The organism is Rhodococcus sp. WB1 (assembly GCF_001700945.1).
In the GTDB taxonomy this organism is placed as follows: Bacteria; Actinomycetota; Actinomycetes; order Mycobacteriales; family Mycobacteriaceae; genus Rhodococcus; species Rhodococcus aetherivorans.
On sequence record NZ_CP015529.1, the window covers coordinates 1,528,427 to 1,545,633 of the forward strand.

General features: G+C 72.8%; 17 protein-coding genes. 14 read left to right on the plus strand and 3 right to left on the minus strand.

Going from position 1 to position 17,207, the window contains the following annotated elements; all coding sequences use genetic code 11:
* Positions 1-114: 114 nt before the first annotated feature.
* Genes A4U64_RS06705 through A4U64_RS28465 form a run of 3 tightly spaced genes read left to right on the plus strand, consistent with a single transcriptional unit; the run spans position 115 to position 1,878 of the window.
* The gene (locus A4U64_RS06705; protein ID WP_006934927.1) at positions 115-441 is read left to right on the plus strand and encodes a hypothetical protein; all 327 of its coding nucleotides are present in this window, start codon (positions 115-117) and stop codon (positions 439-441) included.
* A gap of 13 nt (positions 442-454) precedes the next feature.
* Positions 455-1,711 (plus strand): hypothetical protein, encoded by a 1,257-nt coding sequence (locus tag A4U64_RS06710; RefSeq protein ID WP_065922356.1) that lies wholly within the window; start codon positions 455-457, stop codon positions 1,709-1,711.
* Positions 1,708-1,878 carry a hypothetical protein gene (locus A4U64_RS28465; RefSeq protein ID WP_006934931.1) on the plus strand — a complete coding sequence of 57 codons (171 nt, stop codon included), beginning with the start codon at positions 1,708-1,710 and terminating at the stop codon, positions 1,876-1,878. Before A4U64_RS06710 ends, A4U64_RS28465 begins: the two co-directional genes overlap by 4 nt.
* Here the strand turns inward: A4U64_RS28465 and A4U64_RS06715 are convergent.
* Positions 1,851-2,696, minus strand: coding sequence for a dienelactone hydrolase family protein (locus tag A4U64_RS06715; RefSeq protein ID WP_029544807.1), 846 nt, complete (start codon positions 2,694-2,696; stop codon positions 1,851-1,853). The genes A4U64_RS28465 and A4U64_RS06715 overlap by 28 nt on opposite strands.
* Positions 2,697-2,793: 97 nt before the next feature.
* On the opposite strand from A4U64_RS06715, the gene glmS reads away from it, so the two are divergent.
* Genes glmS through tsaD form a run of 8 tightly spaced genes read left to right on the plus strand, consistent with a single transcriptional unit; the run spans position 2,794 to position 11,186 of the window.
* A complete protein-coding gene (gene glmS, locus A4U64_RS06720) occupies positions 2,794-4,659 on the plus strand; it encodes a glutamine--fructose-6-phosphate transaminase (isomerizing) (protein ID WP_029544805.1) in 1,866 nt (621 codons plus the stop codon).
* Positions 4,660-4,679: 20 nt separating this feature from the next.
* Positions 4,680-6,176, plus strand: coding sequence for an NAD(P)H-hydrate dehydratase (locus tag A4U64_RS06725; RefSeq protein WP_006934938.1), 1,497 nt, complete (start codon positions 4,680-4,682; stop codon positions 6,174-6,176).
* A gap of 59 nt (positions 6,177-6,235) precedes the next feature.
* A complete protein-coding gene (gene alr / locus A4U64_RS06730) occupies positions 6,236-7,420 on the plus strand; it encodes an alanine racemase (RefSeq protein WP_029544801.1) in 1,185 nt (394 codons plus the stop codon).
* Complete coding sequence (locus A4U64_RS06735; RefSeq protein WP_029544798.1) at positions 7,417-8,475, plus strand: alpha/beta fold hydrolase; 1,059 nt, start codon at positions 7,417-7,419, stop codon at positions 8,473-8,475. The genes alr and A4U64_RS06735 overlap by 4 nt, the downstream gene beginning before the upstream one ends.
* Positions 8,468-8,953, plus strand: coding sequence for a tRNA (adenosine(37)-N6)-threonylcarbamoyltransferase complex ATPase subunit type 1 TsaE (gene tsaE, locus A4U64_RS06740; protein WP_006940019.1), 486 nt, complete (start codon positions 8,468-8,470; stop codon positions 8,951-8,953). Before A4U64_RS06735 ends, tsaE begins: the two co-directional genes overlap by 8 nt.
* Positions 8,954-8,983: 30 nt before the next feature.
* On the plus strand, positions 8,984-9,658 hold the full coding sequence (tsaB, locus tag A4U64_RS06745; protein WP_029544796.1) for a tRNA (adenosine(37)-N6)-threonylcarbamoyltransferase complex dimerization subunit type 1 TsaB: 675 nt from the start codon (positions 8,984-8,986) through the stop codon (positions 9,656-9,658).
* On the plus strand, positions 9,655-10,149 hold the full coding sequence (rimI, locus tag A4U64_RS06750; RefSeq protein ID WP_006940023.1) for a ribosomal protein S18-alanine N-acetyltransferase: 495 nt from the start codon (positions 9,655-9,657) through the stop codon (positions 10,147-10,149). Before tsaB ends, rimI begins: the two co-directional genes overlap by 4 nt.
* Positions 10,146-11,186 carry a tRNA (adenosine(37)-N6)-threonylcarbamoyltransferase complex transferase subunit TsaD gene (tsaD, locus tag A4U64_RS06755; RefSeq protein WP_006940025.1) on the plus strand — a complete coding sequence of 347 codons (1,041 nt, stop codon included), beginning with the start codon at positions 10,146-10,148 and terminating at the stop codon, positions 11,184-11,186. Before rimI ends, tsaD begins: the two co-directional genes overlap by 4 nt.
* Before the next feature lie 31 nt (positions 11,187-11,217).
* Here tsaD and A4U64_RS06760 read toward each other — a convergent pair whose 3' ends face one another.
* Positions 11,218-12,735 carry an Hsp70 family protein gene (locus A4U64_RS06760; protein WP_232334176.1) on the minus strand — a complete coding sequence of 506 codons (1,518 nt, stop codon included), beginning with the start codon at positions 12,733-12,735 and terminating at the stop codon, positions 11,218-11,220.
* A gap of 697 nt (positions 12,736-13,432) precedes the next feature.
* Here A4U64_RS06760 and groES point away from each other — a divergent pair.
* The gene (gene groES / locus A4U64_RS06765; RefSeq protein WP_003938034.1) at positions 13,433-13,735 is read left to right on the plus strand and encodes a co-chaperone GroES; all 303 of its coding nucleotides are present in this window, start codon (positions 13,433-13,435) and stop codon (positions 13,733-13,735) included.
* A gap of 86 nt (positions 13,736-13,821) precedes the next feature.
* Positions 13,822-15,438: a chaperonin GroEL gene (gene groL / locus A4U64_RS06770; RefSeq protein WP_006940029.1), complete on the plus strand. Its 1,617-nt coding sequence runs from the start codon at positions 13,822-13,824 to the stop codon at positions 15,436-15,438.
* 106 nt (positions 15,439-15,544) lie between these two features.
* Here the strand turns inward: groL and A4U64_RS06775 are convergent, their stop codons facing one another.
* On the minus strand, positions 15,545-15,838 hold the full coding sequence (locus tag A4U64_RS06775) for a WhiB family transcriptional regulator (protein WP_029544792.1): 294 nt from the start codon (positions 15,836-15,838) through the stop codon (positions 15,545-15,547).
* Between the two features lie 523 nt (positions 15,839-16,361).
* Between A4U64_RS06775 and A4U64_RS06780 the strand changes: the two genes are divergently transcribed.
* Positions 16,362-17,204: a hypothetical protein gene (locus tag A4U64_RS06780; RefSeq protein WP_006940032.1), complete on the plus strand. Its 843-nt coding sequence runs from the start codon at positions 16,362-16,364 to the stop codon at positions 17,202-17,204.
* Positions 17,205-17,207 lie beyond the last annotated feature (3 nt).

Genomic DNA, 17,207 nt, shown 5'->3' on the forward strand with positions numbered 1-17,207 from the left:
CCATCTGTCGGCCTCCATCTGTCGGCCTCCATCTGTCGGCTCTGCCCCGCCGGGGAACCGATCCGCCTCCCGCTGCGTCGAACCACCCGGGGGGACGAGGGAGGGGGCGGCGCGGTGCGTGACGGGGTGGGGCTCGACGGTGCGGCGGTCCGGGTGATCGCCGAGGGCCTGGCGGACTCGGCCGCCGAGATCGACTGGCATGCGCGTGCGTGCCGCGCCGTCGGCTTCGGTCCGGACGCGGCCGGCGACCGCTACCGGTCCGAGGCCGAGGTCGTGCGAGCGCGCTACGACGGGCTGCATCGGGCGGTCGCGGAGTGGTCGGCGGCGACGGCCGCCCGCGCGGAGGCGCTGCGGCGCGCGGCCGGGGGGTACGCGTGGCTGGAGCGGGAGTCCGAGTCGGTCCTGCGGGCCGTCGACCTGCCGCCGACGGGGCACCGGTGACCGGAGGAGGCCGGTGACCGGGGGCGGGCAGCGGCTCGACCTGGTGCTCGACGGGGGCCGCGTCGGGTTGCGCTTCTTCGCCGAGCATCTTCCCCGCGCCGAGCGCTGCGCCCCCGGCCTGCCGTCCTGTGCGCAGTTGCGGGAACGCTACGACGAGCAGCGCGGCACGGATCCGGCCGTCCTGCTCGCGGACGCCGACGTGTTCGCCCGGCTCGAGGGTGCCCTGGGTGCCGAGGTCGCGCGGCAGCGCTCCTACGTCGACGCCTTGGCGGCGGCCTGGACCGGAGGCGGGGCGGTGGGTGCGGCCGACGCGCTCGACCGTCATGTGGCGGTCGGCGAGGACCTGCAGGCACGGCTCGGCGCCGCACGTCGCGCGCTGACCGACGCGGCGGCCGCGGTGCTCGCGATCGTCGAGGAGAAGTCCCGGGCGGCCGCCGAGTTCGCCGACACGACCGTCGGCGGGCGCACCGTCGAGGAGATCGACGCGATTCTGGCCGGCGCCGCGGGCGGCGACGGCCCGACGACAGCCCAGCTCGCCGCCTGGGATTCGGCGCTGGGCCCGGCCCCCGCACGCGCGGCTGTCACGCAATGGTGCGGGCGGTGGCGCGACGAGGTGTTCCGGCCCGGGGTGGAGACGGCCGTCGAGTCGTTCCTCGACCTGTGCGACGACACCGACCGAGCGGTGCGGGCGGTACTCGCCGAACTCGCCGCGACGCTGGCGCCGCCGGATCCCGGCCCGCGGAGCGTGGCTCCGGTGACCGATCCGTGGTCGCCGTGTGGGGCGGCGACGGACCTGGTGGCCGCGGGGCTGCGGCTGGCGACGGCCGTGGGCGAACTCACAGGCGCGGTCCTCGGTCTGGCCACGACCGTGGTGGAAGAGGTTTCCGAGGCCGTCGAGCCGGCCGGCCCGCCGCAACCGCAGCCGGAGCGTTCTCTGTCGCCGCCGCCGGATCCGGCACACCCGCCGTCGCGCACACCCGCCCCCGAGACCCCGGCCCCCGCCGCCGGAGGGACGGGAACGGACCCCGACACACCCGGCGCCGGTCCGGGCGACGACACGCCGCCCACACCGCCCGACGAGCCGCGGCGACCGGACGAACCAGGTGACGGCGGAGCGCTCGGTCCCGCGCCGGCCGGGATGCCCGGCACGCGGGCGGACACCCCCGCGCGGCGGCCCGCGTCGGCGGAACCTGCTGGTGAGAGCGTCGAAGCGGGCCCCGAGGAGGAGCCTGCCGACGGCGTGGTCCTGGCGGAGGCGGGGCCGCTGTGACCGGACGGTTCGAACACATCGTCGCCGAGCACCGGGACGCGGTCGAGCGCCGGCTCGAGAACCTGCGGCGCCTCCGGGAACCCCGTGAACTCGCCGCCGGCGCGACGCGCGGGCCGGCGCCGGCCGTCGAAGAGGAGTTCTATCGCCCGAGCAGCTGGTTGATCTGAGTGCCGAGCTCGCGGTCGATCGCGTCGGGCTCGGTGAGCACCTCCGAGCCGGGAAGCTCGGCCTCGGGGTCGGCGAACGGCGCGTAGGTCTTGTCGCCGGCGAGCCGGTACAGCAGATATCCGGTGAGCAGCGCGCGGGTGACCTTCTGGGTGTTGCGCTGGGCGCCGCCGACGCCGAGGAAGGCGAGCAGGCGGCGGCCCTCGATCATGCCGTCGTCGGTGGCCTTGTGGACGGACCGCATCAGCATCTCGCCGCCCCAGGCCTGGGCGACGGCGACGGCATCACTGCCCATCGAGCCGAGGTCCTTCTCGGCGGCGAGCACGAGCCCGGGCGCGTGCACACGCGCGGCCAGGACCGAGGCCGGCGGCGACGTCGGGGCCGGGTAGAGCGCGGCGACGGCGGCCACGTCGCGCCGGGACGCCGCAAGTACCGCAGCTCCCGCGCCCATGCCGTGGCCGACCAGGCCGAGACGGTCGGGGTGCACGCTGATCCGTCCGGTGCCCAGGCGCACGCCCACGCAGATGTCGAGGGTGGTGCCGAGGTCGGCGGCCAGGCCCAGGTGCGACGGGATCGGCCCGCGTTCGGTGCTCGGGGCGGCCACGACGATGCCCCACGAGGCGAGGTGTTCGAACAGCGCCGAGTACTTGTCGAGACCGGTCATCCAGCCGTGGCCGAACGCGACGGCGGGCAGGCCGAAGCCCTCGGCGGGGGTGTAGACGATGCCCGGCTGACCTGCGAGAGCGAGGTTGCCGCGCAGCACCGTGTGCGGTCCGCGCTTCGAGAGCCGCTGGGCCAGGGATTTCGGTTTCGCCGCCACGGCGTGAACGTTAGCCGATGATCAGCTTCGAGCGTGCCACCCGCCGGGACGTGGACGAGTTGTTACCGGCGGGTCGCGGACCAGTACCCTGCTAACCATGTGCGGAATCGTGGGGTACGTCGGGCATCGCCCGGCTCTCGATGTCGTGGTGGAGGCACTGCGGCGGATGGAGTACCGGGGCTACGACTCGGCCGGTGTGGCGGTCCTGGACGGTGCGGGCGGCCTGGCCGTCGAGCGCAAGGCGGGCCGGCTGGCCAATCTCGAGGCCGAGCTCGACGAGGTGGGGGTGGAGCACTTCGCCGGCACCACCGGCATGGGGCACACCCGGTGGGCCACGCACGGTCGTCCCACCGACCGCAATGCGCATCCGCACCGGGACGGGTCGGGGAAGGTGGCGGTGGTGCACAACGGCATCATCGAGAACTTCGCGCCGCTGCGGGTGGAGCTCGAGAAGGCCGGGGTGGAGTTCGCCAGCGACACCGACACCGAGGTGGCGGTGCATCTGGTGGCCCGGGCGTATGCGGACGGGCCGACCGCGGGGGACTTCGAGGCCAGTGCGCTGTCGGTGCTGCGCCGGCTCGAGGGGGCCTTCACGCTGGTGTTCACCCATGCCGACCATCCGGACACGATCGTCGCGGCGCGCCGGTCGACGCCGCTGGTCGTCGGGGTCGGCGACGGCGAGACGTTCGTGGCCTCGGACGTGGCCGCGTTCATCGAGCACACCCGGCACGCGGTGGAGCTGGGCCAGGACCAGGTGGTGGTGATCACCGCCGACGGGTATCAGGTGTCCGATTTCGACGGCGGCACCGACGTGGTGACCCGCCCGTTCGAGATCGACTGGGATCTGGCGGCCGCCGAGAAGGGCGGCCACGACTACTTCATGCTCAAGGAGATCGAGGAGCAGCCCGCCGCGGTGGCCGACACGCTGCTCGGGCACTTCGCCGGGGGCCGCATCGTGCTCGACGAGCAGCGGCTGTCGGATCAGGAGCTGCGCGACGTGGACAAGGTGTTCGTCGTCGCGTGTGGCAGCGCCTACCACTCGGGTCTGGTGGCCAAGTACGCGATCGAGCACTGGACGCGGTTGCCGGTGGAGGTCGAGCTCGCCAGCGAGTTCCGGTACCGGGATCCGGTGCTGGACCGGTCGACGCTGGTGGTGGCGATCTCGCAGTCCGGGGAAACCGCCGACACCCTCGAGGCGGTGCGGCACGCGAAGGATCAGAAGGCACGGGTGCTGGCGGTGTGCAACACCAACGGCGCGCAGATCCCCCGGGAGGCCGACGCGGTGCTCTACACCCGGGCCGGCCCGGAGATCGGGGTGGCCTCGACCAAGGCGTTCCTGGCGCAGGTCGCCGCGAACTACCTGGTGGGGTTGGCGCTGGCGCAGGCCCGCGGCACCAAGTACCCGGACGAGGTGGCCCGCGAGTACGCCGATCTGGCCGCGATGCCGCACCTGATCGCGCGGGTGCTCGAGACGGTCGAGCCGGTGCGGCGCCTGGCGCGGGAGCTGGCGGCGTCGTCGACGGTGCTGTTCCTGGGCCGGCACGTGGGGTATCCGGTGGCGCTCGAGGGTGCGCTCAAGCTCAAGGAGCTGGCGTACATGCACGCCGAGGGCTTCGCCGCCGGCGAGCTCAAGCACGGTCCGATCGCGCTGATCGAGGACGGGCTGCCGGTGATCGTGGTGATGCCGTCGCCGAAGGGGCGGGCGGTGCTGCACTCGAAGCTGCTGAGCAACATCCGGGAGATCCAGGCCCGCGGTGCCCGCACCGTGGTGATCGCGGAGGAGGGCGACGAGGCGGTGCGGCCGTTCGCCGACCACCTCATCGAGATCCCCGCCGCGCCGACGTTGCTGCAGCCGCTGCTGTCGACCGTGCCGCTGCAGGTCTTCGCCGCCGAGGTCGCCCAGGCGCGCGGCTACGACGTCGACAAGCCACGCAACCTCGCCAAGTCCGTGACGGTGGAATAGCGACCCCGGCGGGAGGCCCGATGCGCAGCTACTACCCGTGCGAGCAGGTGCGGGCGGCGGAGGCGCCGCTGCTCGCCGCCCTGCCCGAGGGCACGCTGATGCGCCGCGCCGCGTTCGGGCTCGCCCGGGTCGCGGCGGCGGAACTGCGCTCGCGCACCGGCGCCGTCGCCGGTCGTCGCGTGACCCTGCTCGTCGGATCGGGCGACAACGGCGGCGACGCCCTGTGGGCGGGCGCGTTCCTGCGCCGCCGCGGGGTCGCGGTCACGGCGCTGCTCCTCGACCCCGAGCGGGCGCACCGGGCGGGACTGGCGGCGCTGCGCGCCGCCGGCGGGCGCGCCGTACCGGCGGATCCGGACCGGATCGGTGACCCGGACCTCGTGCTCGACGGCGTTGTCGGCATCTCCGGCCGGGGCCCGCTGCGCCCGGCCGCGGCCGCGGTGGTCGAGCAGATCACCGCCCCGATCGTGGCCGTGGACACCCCGAGCGGCGTCGACCCGGACACCGGCGCCGTCGACGGGCCGGCCGTGACCGCGGCCGTGACCGTCACATTCGGCGCCTACAAGCCGGTCCACGCCCTCGCGCCCACCCGGTGCGGGCGGGTCGAGCTCGTCGACATCGGTCTCGAGCTGCCGCCGCCGTGCATGGTGGCGGCCGAGCCCGCCGAGATCGGAGCAATCTGGCCGGTCCCGGGCGCCGACGACGACAAGTACAGCCAGGGCGTCGTGGGCATCGTCGCGGGTAGCGCCCGGTTCCCGGGCGCCGGCGTGCTCTGCGCCGGCGCAGCGGTGGCCGCGACGTCCGGCATGGTCCGCTACGCCGGCAGCGCCGCCCCCGTCGTGCTGGCCCGGTTCCCCGAGGTGGTGGCCGCGCCGTCGTTCGCCGAGGCGGGCCGCGTCCAGGCATGGGTGATCGGGCCGGGCGGCGGCACCGATCACCAGGCGGCCGACACGTTGCGCGACGTGCTGGCCACCGATCTTCCCGTCCTCGTCGACGCCGACGGGCTGACGCTGCTGTCGCGGCAGCCGGACCTGGTCCGCGGCCGGCGGGCTCCGACCCTGCTGACACCGCATGCCGGGGAGTTCGCGCGGCTCACCGGACGCCGGCCCGAGCCGGACCGGGTGGCGGCGGTGCGGGCACTGGCCGCCGACTGGCGGGTTCACGTACTGCTCAAGGGCCGGTCGACGCTGATCGCGAACCCGGACGGGCACGTGTTCGTCAACGAGGCGGGCGGGTCGTGGGCGGCCACCGCCGGCGCGGGCGACGTGCTGTCCGGGATGATCGGGGCACTGATGTCCGCGGGGATGGCTCCGGATCTCGCGGCCGCGGCGGGCGCGCGCGCCCACTCCACCGCCGCGGATCTCGCCGCTCGCGGCGGGCACGATCTCGCCGCTCGCGGCGGTCGCGATCTCGCCGCTCGCGGCGGTGAACCCGGTTGGGCCGCCCCCACTTCGGCGAGCGCGATCCTGGATCGGGTGCCCGCGGCGGTGCGGAGCCTGCGGGGCATGGCCGAATCGTGATCCCGACACCTGCCACCGTGCTGCGGGCCACTTCGTCCGCAGTGGCAGGATCGAGATTCATGACCACGGCCGAACCCCGACCCCGCAACCACCTCCACCACGACCTGCCGCAGGCCGAGGCGTTGATCGACCTCGACGCCGTGGCCGAGAACGTGCGGCGGCTGCGGGAGTACGCAGGGGAGGCGGCGGTGATGGCCGTGGTCAAGGCCGACGCGTACAACCACGGTGCCGTCCCGGTGGCCCGGGCCGCGCTCGCCGCCGGCGCGCGGGAGCTGGGGGTGACGACCCTGACCGAGGCGCTCGAGCTGCGCCGCGCGGGGATCGACGCGCCCGTGCTGTCGTGGCTGCACACCGTCGACGCCGACTTCGCCCCCGCCATCGCCGCCGGCGTCGAGCTGGGGGTGTCGTCGACGCGGCATCTCGCGTCGATCGTCGCCGCGGCTCGGGAGACGGGTGTGACCGCGGTGCTCACCGCGAAGATCGACACCGGCCTCAACCGCAACGGCGTGGCACGGGACGAGTGGCCGGCGTTCCTGCGGGATCTGGGCCGGGCCCGGGCGGAGGGGGCGATCCGGCTGCGCGGCGCCTTCTCCCATCTCGCACACGCGGACGAACTCGACCACCCCGAGATCGACTGCCAGCGGGACCGGCTGCGCGAGGCCGTCGCCGACCTGAGCCGCCACGGCATGAAGCCCGAGGTGGTGCACCTGTCGAACTCGGCAGCGACCGTTACCCGCCCCGACCTGCGTTTTGACATGGTCAGACCGGGTATAGCGATGTACGGGTTGTCCCCGATCCCCGAGGTCGGGGACTTCGGGTTCCGGCCCGCGATGACGTTGCGAACGAGGGTGGCGCTGGTGAAGAAGGTGACTGCAGGGTCCGGAGTGTCCTACGGGCATCGCTGGGTGGCGCCCGCCGACACCACCGTGGCCCTGCTGCCGATGGGATACGCCGACGGAATCCGGCGTAATCTCAGCGGCCGGTTCGAGGTGCAGCTCGGCGGACGCCGCCGACCGCAGCTCGGCCGCGTGTGCATGGACCAGGTCGTGGTCGATCTCGGACCGGACGGGGACGGAGTAAAAGAAGGCGATACCGCGTTCTTCTTCGGTGACGGTAGCCATGGCGAGCCCGCCGCGCAGGACTGGGCCGACCTACTGGACACCATCAATTACGAGGTGGTCACCGGCGTGGGCGGGCGCACCGTCCGCACCTACGTCGGTGGCGGAGGAGGCGAGCAGCGATGACGCTGTTGGGCAGTTTGGGGCTGTTGGGTGCGAGCCTGGCCACGCTCGGCTCGAACGCGGGGCTGTACGCGGTGCGCACCGCGGGCCTGCCCGCGCACGAGATCTACGGCGAGGAAGACTTCGACGCGATGCTCGCGCTGCCCAAGCGCACCGTGCGTACCGAGGACGGCGTCGACCTCGCCGTCCGGGAGGTGGGTTCGGCCCTGGCGCCGCTGACGATCGTGTTCGTGCACGGGTACTGCCTGCGCATGCAGTCCTGGCATCTGCAGATGCGCCACCTGCAGGAGCGGTGGGGCAAGGACGTGCGGATGGTCTTCTACGACCAGCGCGGCCACGGGGAATCCGCCGTGTCGACGTCGAAGTCCTGCACCATCGCTCAGCTCGGCCGCGATCTGGGCACCGTCATCGACACCGTCGTCCCCACCGGCCCGGTGGTCGTGGTCGGGCACTCGATGGGCGGGATGACGACCATCGCCCTGGCCGCCCAGCGCCCGGAGTTGTTCGACGAACGCATCGTCGGGGTGGGCCTGCTCGCCACCACCGCCGCCGGGCTGACCAAGACCGGCATCGGCCGTAACCTCGAGAACCCGGTGATCGACGCGTTCCGGCATCTGGCCCGCACCGCGCCGGGGTTCGTGCAGTACGCCCGTGGGGCCGCCAAGGCGATCATCGCGCCGATCCTGCGCGCCGCGTCCTACGGGACGGTGGTCAGCCCGAAGCTGGTGGAGTTCTCCGACCGGATGCTGGCGGAAACCTCGGTGCTGACCATCGTGAACTTCCTGCGCACCCTCGAACTGCACGACGAGTCGGCGGCGTTGCCGGTGCTCGGACAGGTGCCCGTGCTGGTGCTGTGCGGGGACGCCGACATGATCATCCCGTTCTCCGGCTCCGAAGAGCTCGCGGCGGCGTTGCCGGACGTCGAGCTCAAGCGGGTCCGCGGGGCCGGGCACCTGGTCCAGCTCGAGTTCCCCGAGGTCGTCGTCGGTGCGCTGGACCGGCTCATCCAGCGCGGGTTCGCCCACGACGCCGGCAGGAGGCGCGCCGCAATTGGGTGACGATCGCTCCACCGGCACACGCACCGAGCAGTATGCCGAGCTGCCCACGGTCGAGGACACCGAGGCGTTGGGCCGCCGCCTGGCACGCGAACTGCACGCGGGTGATCTCGTCGTCCTGGACGGTCCGCTCGGTGCCGGGAAGACCGCCCTGACCCGCGGAATCGCCGCGGGCCTGGGGGTGCAGGGCCGGGTCACCTCGCCGACCTTCGTCATCGCGCGCGAGCATCGCCCCGGCGATCGCGCCGGTGGCGAACCCGTGGGGATGATCCACGTCGACGCCTACCGCCTCGGGGACGGTCCGAACGCCCTCGACGAACTCGATGCCCTGGACCTCGACACCGACCTGACCGCCGCCGTGGTCGTCGTGGAATGGGGTGAGGGGCTGGTCGAGACACTGACCGAGCGGCACCTGCGGGTGCGGCTGCGCCGCGAACCGGACTCGGACGTGCGCACCGCCACCTGGTCCTGGGTGGGGTGACCGTCGCGCTCGGCGGTACTCTGGATACTCGTGCTCGTTCTCGCCGTGGATACCGCCACCCCCGCTGTCACCGCAGGTCTCGTCCGGGTAGACGACGGCGGTGAACGCGGGGGCGTCGACATCGAGACGTTGGCCGTGCGGGTCACGGACAATCCACGCGCCCACGCCGAGGTGCTGACTCCGCAGATCCTCGACTGCCTGTCGTCCACCGGCCACACGCCGGCCGACCTCGACGCCGTCGTCGTCGGTGTCGGCCCCGGCCCGTTCACGGGCCTGCGTGTCGGTATGGCGACCGCCGCGGCCTTCGGCGACGCCCTCGGCGTGCCGGTGCACGGCGTGTGCAGCCTCGACGCGATCGCGGCCGACGTCCACGGCACGGACGGCGACGGTGATCTGCTCGTCGTCACCGACGCCCGTCGCCGCGAGGTGTACTGGGCGCGGTACTCCGGTGGCCACCGCGTCGAGGGGCCGGGCGTGTGCAAGCCGGCGGAGCTGAAGGCGGAGCCGTCGCTGCGGATCGCCGGGTCCCGCCCGCACACCGACCTGTTCGCGCTGCCCGCACATCCGGTGGCCACACCGTCTCCGGCGGGCCTGGTCGCCGTCGCCGTCGCGGACCTGCTCGCCGGGGTGGAGCCCGAGCCCCTGGTGCCCCTCTACCTGCGCCGGCCCGATGCGGTGGAGACGGCGGACCGGAAGAAGAAATGAGCCCCCACGACCCGCTTCCCCTCGTCGACGCGCTGCAGCCGTCCGACGTCGCACGGTGCGCCGAGCTGGAACGGATCCTGTTCCCCGGCGACGACCCGTGGAGCGCCGGCGCCTTCCGCGCCGAGCTGGCGGCGCCGCAGAACCACTACGTCGCCGCCCGCGACGACGAAGGCCGGCTGATCGGCTACGCCGGTCTCGCCCGTCTCGGCACCGGAATCCATCCGGAGTCCGAGGTCCACACCATCGGTGTGGACCCGCAGCAGCGGCGCCGCGGCGTCGGTGGCGCGCTGCTCGCCGAGCTGTTGCGGGCGGCCGACGCCTGGGGCGGCCCCGTGTTCCTGGAGGTGCGCACCGACAACGACGCGGCGATCGCGCTGTACCGCCGGGAGGGTTTCGAGATCGTCGGGACCAGAAAGCGGTACTACCAGCCGAGCGGCGCCGACGCGTACACCATGTGCCGGCCGGACCGGCGGAAGGAGTCACAGTCGTGATCGTGATGGGCATCGAGAGCTCGTGCGACGAGACGGGCGTCGGCATCGTCCGGTGGGTCGGCGACGGCACCCTCGAACTGCTCGCCGACGAGGTGGCCTCCAGCGTCGACGAACACGCCCGGTTCGGCGGCGTCGTCCCGGAGATCGCGTCCCGCGCACACCTCGAGGCGATCGTCCCGACCATGCGACGGGCGCTCGCCGCGGCCGGGATCGCCAAGCCCGACGCCGTGTGCGTGACGATCGGTCCCGGCCTCGCCGGTGCGCTGCTCGTCGGTGTCGCCGCAGCCAAGGCCTACGCGGCGGCGTGGGACGTGCCGTTCTACGCGATCAACCACCTCGGCGGGCACGTCGCGGTGGACACGATCGAGCACGGGCCGATGCCGCCGTGCGTGGCGCTGCTGGTCTCCGGCGGGCACACGCACCTGCTACACGTCGAGGACCTCGGCCGCACGCCGATCGTCGAGCTCGGCACCACGGTCGACGACGCGGCCGGGGAGGCCTTCGACAAGGTGGCGCGTTTGCTCGGGCTGGGTTTTCCGGGCGGTCCGGCGCTGGACCGGGCCGCGCAGGACGGCGACCGCACCGCGGTGGTGTTCCCGCGGGGGATGACGGGGCCGCGCGACGCCCGGCACGACTTCTCCTTCTCCGGGCTCAAGACGGCCGTCGCGCGGTTCGTCGAGGCGCGCGAGCGCGCCGGCGAGCCCGTCCCGCTCGCGGACGTGGCGGCCGGTTTCCAGGAGTCGGTGGCCGACGTGCTGACGATGAAGGCGGTGCGGGCCGCGCAGGATGTGGGCGTGGACACCCTGGTCCTCGGGGGTGGGGCCACCGCCAATTCCCGCTTGCGGGAACTCGCCGAGGAGCGCTGCGCCGCCGCGGGGATCACGCTGCGGGTGCCGCGGCCGCGGTTGTGCACCGACAACGGGGTGATGATCGCGGCGCTGGGGGCGCACCTGATCGCCGGAGGTGCGCAGCCGTCCGCGCTCACCGTCGGGACCGACCCCGGGCTGCCGGTCGAGATCGCCCAGGTGCCGGCCTGACCGTCCGCTGCGGGGGATCGGCCGGTGCGGCTCAGCCGACCGGCGACGGTTCGATGCGCAACGGGGACGAACTCGTCGTTCCCTCCGCCGGGGCGGCGGTCGAGGAGGTGTCGGTCGTCGTCTCGGCGGGTGCGGACTCGGTCGTCGGCGCGGACGTCGTCGGGCTCGGTGTCGTGCTCTCGGGCGGTGTCATACCGGGCGGTGTCGGCAGCGGGACGGTCGGCAACGAAACGCTCGGCAGGGTTCCCGGGAACTGCCACGGCCGGTCGGTGCCCGGGGCCTCCGGGGGCGACTCGGGCCGGTCGGTGGTGGTCGACTCCGGCGTGCTGGGCGGCGTGGTCGTCGCCGAGGTGCTCGTCGGGGGTAGCGACCCGGTGGGGTAGGGGTCCGGCGCGGGCGTGCGTGCGTAACCGTTGTCCGGAGCCGTCGTGGTGACGGTGGCGTGAGGATCCTCGGAGGGGATCTGCGTGTGTCCGGTGTCGGGAACCGCCGCCGCAGGCTGGGTGGTGGCCTGGTCGCTGGTGCCGGCGGGGGAGACGGGCGTGTCGTCGGACGCGATCCGGTCGGTCGCGTAGCCGGCGACGAGCGCACCGACGACCAGCGCCCCGGCGAGTGCGCCGGATACCTTGCCCCCGGGGGTGCTCGGCGTCGGCGCCGAGGCGCCCACCGGCGGATACGACGCGAGGCGTGACGACGCGGCGAGCAGCGCGGCACCGTGGGCCGCTGCCGTGGCCGGTTCCGGCACCGTCACGGCGGTCCCCGCGAACGCGGAGGTCACGGCTCCGGCGAGAGCCGGCATGGCCGCGGCGCCGCCGACGAGGGCGAGCATCTGCGGCCGCGGCTCGGTGCCGCCGCAGATCCGTCGCGTGAACGCCGCGGCGGTGTCGGCGAGATCGGCCACCATCTCGTCGAGTTCGGCGCGGGTCAGGGGCACCGCGGGGCCGGCGTCACCGAGTTCGACCCTGGTGGCCGACGCGGAGCCGAGGGCCTCGAGGGCGCCCTGGCAGCGCACCGTCAACAGGGCGGTGTCGATCGGAATGCGGCCGCGGGTGCGGCCGATCTGGCGGCGCACGTGGTCGTAGACGCGGCCACGGACGGCATCGCCCCCGACGTCCCCGGTCCGGGCCGAGCGCAGCACCGATCCGGACCGTCGGTCGAAAACGGAGACGGTGAATCCCGATGCCCCGAGGTCGGCGACGGCGAGGGTGTCGGCGGTGTCGACGAGGCCGGTGCCGTGCAGGTAGGCGAAGACGGCGGTCGTCTCCGGAACCAGGTGGACGATGTGGCCGTCGCGCACCGCCGCGGAGCGGATCGCCTCCGCGTGCTCGGGCGTGCGGTAGGCCACCGCCACGGCGTCGGGGACGGCGTGGCCGTCGATCTGGGTGCTCATGAGGGAGAGGGCATCGATGACGAGGTCGCCCAGATCCCCGGCTGCGTCGGGATCGGCGGCGAGAAATCGGTACTCGGTGGTGCGATCCCCGGACCCCTCGACGACGAGGGCTGAGCCCACTCCGGAAGCGCCGGTGGAAATCCCCAGCGACGTGCGCATAGTTCCCCTCCCGTGCGTGACCGGCGGACAGTGACGCGGACGAGGCCGCAATGTCACCGAATGGTCACGCGTTCGGTCTCCGTTATCCGAACGTAACAGACGGGTGGCCGCGAGCGCTCGTCGAAAACCGGCGATCCCCGTCCGTCCGGCCGCGCCGCAGGCCCGGCTACCCCGCCCGTGGACCGGCCGCCGGACGTCGGTGGCGGAGGCGGGCCGAGTCCGGCAGCGCCGCTGTTGTGCCAGCTCGGAGGCGTTCTTCCGGCTCGCAGGGCGAGCACAGTGGCGGGGGAGTGGGCTGTGAGGGGACCGCTGCCCGGCGGGGTGGCCGACCGGGCAGCTCCCGGATACGAATGGTCACGATTCGGTCTCCTCGGTTGCGGACGGGCCCGGCTCATGGGCGGACGGGGGCCGGCCTCCGGCCGTCGTTGCCGGGCGGGCGCGGTCGACCGGAGGGCCGCCCGGGGCCGAGGGGCCTTCGATGGCAGCATGGGGTGCCCGGGGCGACACGGGGACATTCAGCACCCGCTGCCCTTGAGCGCTGGCACTCGCGTGTATAGAGTGCTAGTCGACGCCGAGCGAGTTCCGGCACCCGCGACGACGGGACTGCGCGCGGAGTCACCGTGGTGACTGAACAAACCCTGTCCGAGGACGACAAGAGGCCTCGGACCATCGAACCCCTGAAAGTGGAGGGCTCATCGTGGCGAGCGTGAACATCAAGCCGCTCGAGGACAAGATCCTCGTCCAGGCCAACGAGGCCGAGACGACGACTGCCTCCGGCCTGGTCATCCCGGACACGGCGAAGGAGAAGCCCCAGGAGGGCACCGTCGTCGCCGTCGGCCCCGGCCGCTGGGACGACGAGGGTGAGAAGCGCATCCCCCTCGATGTCAAGGAAGGCGACGTCGTCATCTACAGCAAGTACGGCGGAACCGAGATCAAGTACGCCGGCCAGGAGTACCTGATCCTGTCGGCTCGCGACGTGCTGGCCGTCGTCGCCAAGTAAGCCGCACGCATTCCGCCCCGGAGTTCCGTCTCGGACCCGGGGCGGAATCCGTTCCGGATCCTTCGTTCCAGGAGTAGTCGGAGAACATGTCCAAGCAAATCGAGTTCAACGAGACCGCGCGGCGGGCACTCGAGCGTGGCGTCGATCAGCTCGCCGACGCCGTCAAGGTCACCCTCGGCCCGCGTGGGCGGCACGTGGTGCTCGCCAAGGCGTTCGGCGGTCCGACCGTCACCAACGACGGTGTCAGCATCGCCCGGGAGATCGAGCTGGAGGACCCGTTCGAGAACCTCGGCGCCCAGCTGGTCAAGAGCGTTGCCACCAAGACCAACGATGTCGCCGGTGACGGCACCACCACCGCCACGGTGCTCGCTCAGGCCATCATCAAGGCCGGCCTGAAGAACGTCGCGGCCGGCGCCAACCCCATCGCGCTCGGCAGCGGCATCGCCCAGGCCGCCGAGAAGGTGTCGGAGGCGCTCCTCGCCGCCGCCACCCCGGTCGAGGGCAAGGAAGCCATCGCCCAGGTCGCCACCGTCTCCTCGCGCGACGAGGAGATCGGCACCATGGTCGGCGAGGCCCTGAGCACCGTCGGCAAGGACGGCGTCGTCACCGTCGAGGAGTCCTCGACGCTGCAGACCGAGCTTGTCGTCACCGAGGGCGTCCAGTTCGACAAGGGTTTCCTCTCGCCGTACTTCATCACCGACATCGACGCACAGCAGGCGGTGCTCGAGGATGCCGTCATCCTGATCTACCGCGACAAGATCGGCTCCCTGCCCGACTTCCTGCCGCTGCTCGAGAAGATCGCCGAGAACGGCAAGCCGGTCCTGATCATCGCCGAGGACGTCGAGGGCGAGGTGCTGTCCACCCTGGTGGTCAACTCCATCCGCAAGACCCTCAAGGCCGTCGCGGTCAAGGCGCCGTTCTTCGGTGACCGCCGCAAGGCGTTCCTCGACGATCTCGCCGTCGTCACCGCCGGCACCGTCATCAACGCCGACATCGGGTTGACCCTGAAGGATGCCGGTCTCGACCTGCTCGGTTCGGCCCGACGCGTGGTGGTCACCAAGGACAGCACCACCATCGTGGACGGTGCCGGCACGCAGGAGGACATCCAGAACCGCGTCGCGCAGCTGCGCCGCGAGATCGAGGCCACCGATTCCGACTGGGATCGCGAGAAGCTCGAGGAGCGGCTCGCCAAGCTCTCCGGCGGCATCGCGGTGATCAAGGTCGGCGCTGCCACCGAGACCGACCTCAAGGAGCGCAAGTTCCGTGTCGAGGACGCCGTCAACGCGGCCAAGGCAGCGGTCGAGGAGGGCATCGTGCCCGGCGGCGGTTCGGCGCTGGTGCAGGCCGCCCGTGAGCTGGACGCGCTCGAGAACTCGCTCTCGGGCGACGAGGCCACCGGTGTCGCCGTGCTGCGCGCGGCCCTCACGGCCCCGCTGTACTGGATCGCCAGCAACGCCGGCCTCGACGGGGCGGTCGTGGTGAACAAGGTCGGCGAGGCTCCGGCCGGATCCGGCTTCAACGCGGCCACCCTCACCTACGGCGACCTGATCGCCGACGGTGTCGTGGACCCGGTGAAGGTGACCCGGTCCGCGGTCGTCAACGCCTCCTCGGTGGCACGGATGGTGCTGACCACCGAGAGCGCGGTCGTCGAGAAGCCGGAGGAGGAGGCCGAGGCCGGTCACGGCCACGGCCACGCGCACTAGGGATCCGAACGCCCGGGCCGGCCGCGCGTAACGGTGGCCCGGGTGGCACGAAGCCCCGCACGGAACTTCCCGTGCGGGGCTTCGTCGTCCCGGGGGTCGCGGCCGGTCAGACCGCGACCCTCCGTCGTCGGTGCCGCGCGTACATCTCCCGCTCCGTCTCGGACATGCCGCCCCAGATGCCGTACGGCTCGGACACGGCCAGAGCGTGTTCCCGGCACTGCACGATCACCGGGCACTGCCGGCACATCTCCTTGGCCCGGCTCTCGCGCTGCGCCCTGGCCCGGCCACGCTCCCCGTCCGGGTGGAAGAACATCGAGGAGTCCACCCCACGGCACAGTCCGTGCATCTGCCAATCCCAGACGTCCGCGTTGGGTCCGGGCAAGTGGTTCGGTGCAGGCATGGGGCACTCCTTTGCAGCGTGCTCGCCTGGGGCGAGCGGACCGTGGGCGGAAGGTCTTTCCCCCCAAAGCAATTATTCAGGCTTCGTAACCGTAAAGGGGCCGCCGAAATGGAGTCAACAGTTTCGCGGAGTGGCAATTTCCATATCCCGATCCGCGAGAATTAACCACCGAAATATTTACATCGGGGTCGATTCGTGATTGTGTCTTGATGTTGTGCGCCTCGACCGCTCGAGGCTCCGTCCGGTGCCCGGAACAGCCCGGATCAGGGACTATATGCCCTGCAGTCGGCGCGGAAGGGCACCCGTCCGGGCCTCGGGGGCAAGAATGCCGGGGTCGGCGGGCCCGGCGTGCGCGGGTTTGCGTACAGGCGCCATGTCCGCAATTAACAGGCCGTAAACCCAATGTTCAACCGGATGCAGCACAAGTGTCGTGCGGAGTAATTCATGCGCCCCCGGTGCATATTTCCCGGAATGCGGACCACCTCCGCGTCGGGAGGGGGAGATGCGGTGCGATCATGAGCGCGTGCCCGACATCGCCCTTCCGTCCGACGCGTCCGCACTCGCCTCGGCGGCATTCGGCGCCCGGCCCGGCCTGTTCCCCCTGCCCCTCACCGGCGATCCCGTCGCGTCGTGGCACCGGGCCGTCGCGCTGGGCGGGCAGGGCCGCTACAGCGCGGCCCGGGCGGAACTGACCCGGCTCCGCCGCGCCACGGGCCCCGGCGGAGCGCTCGCGTCCCTCGCGACGAGCACCGAGGCGTCGCTGTTGCGTCAGCTCGGCCGGCATCGTGAGGCATCCGTCCTCGACGGCCGGGCGGTCGCGGCGCTCGCCGGCGCGCCGGCGGACTGCCCGTGGGCCGTCGAGGCTCACTGCGACGCCCTCACGGGCCTGGCGGCGGACGCGCTCGGGTGCGGCCGGCTCCGGCTCGCCGCCCGGCTGCTGGACCGCTGCGCCGCACGTCTCGACGAAGCGGGGGGCGTCCACCCCGAGGCGTTCCGGCGCCAGCGCGTGCGCCTGCACTGGGTCACCGCCGAGACCGCGCTCGCCTCCGGGGACTTCGCCACCGCCCGCCGTCATTCCGCTGCCGCAGCGGCAGGTGCCGAGCGCAGCGGTTCGGTCCGGCACCTGATCAAGTCCGACCTGTTGCAGGCCGCCTCGTGGACCGGCGAGTCCGATCCGACCCCCGCCCGCGACCTGTGCCTGGACGTGCTCGATCGCAGCACCGCGCACGGTCTGGTCCCGCTCCGCTGGGCTGCTTCGATGCTGTGGGACGGACTGGGGGGCGGTGATGCGGCCCGGCGCGTGCGCGACGAGTCGGCCGCCCTCATCGTCCGGCGCGGCGGGAGATTCGCAACGATCCGGGCCTAGAAG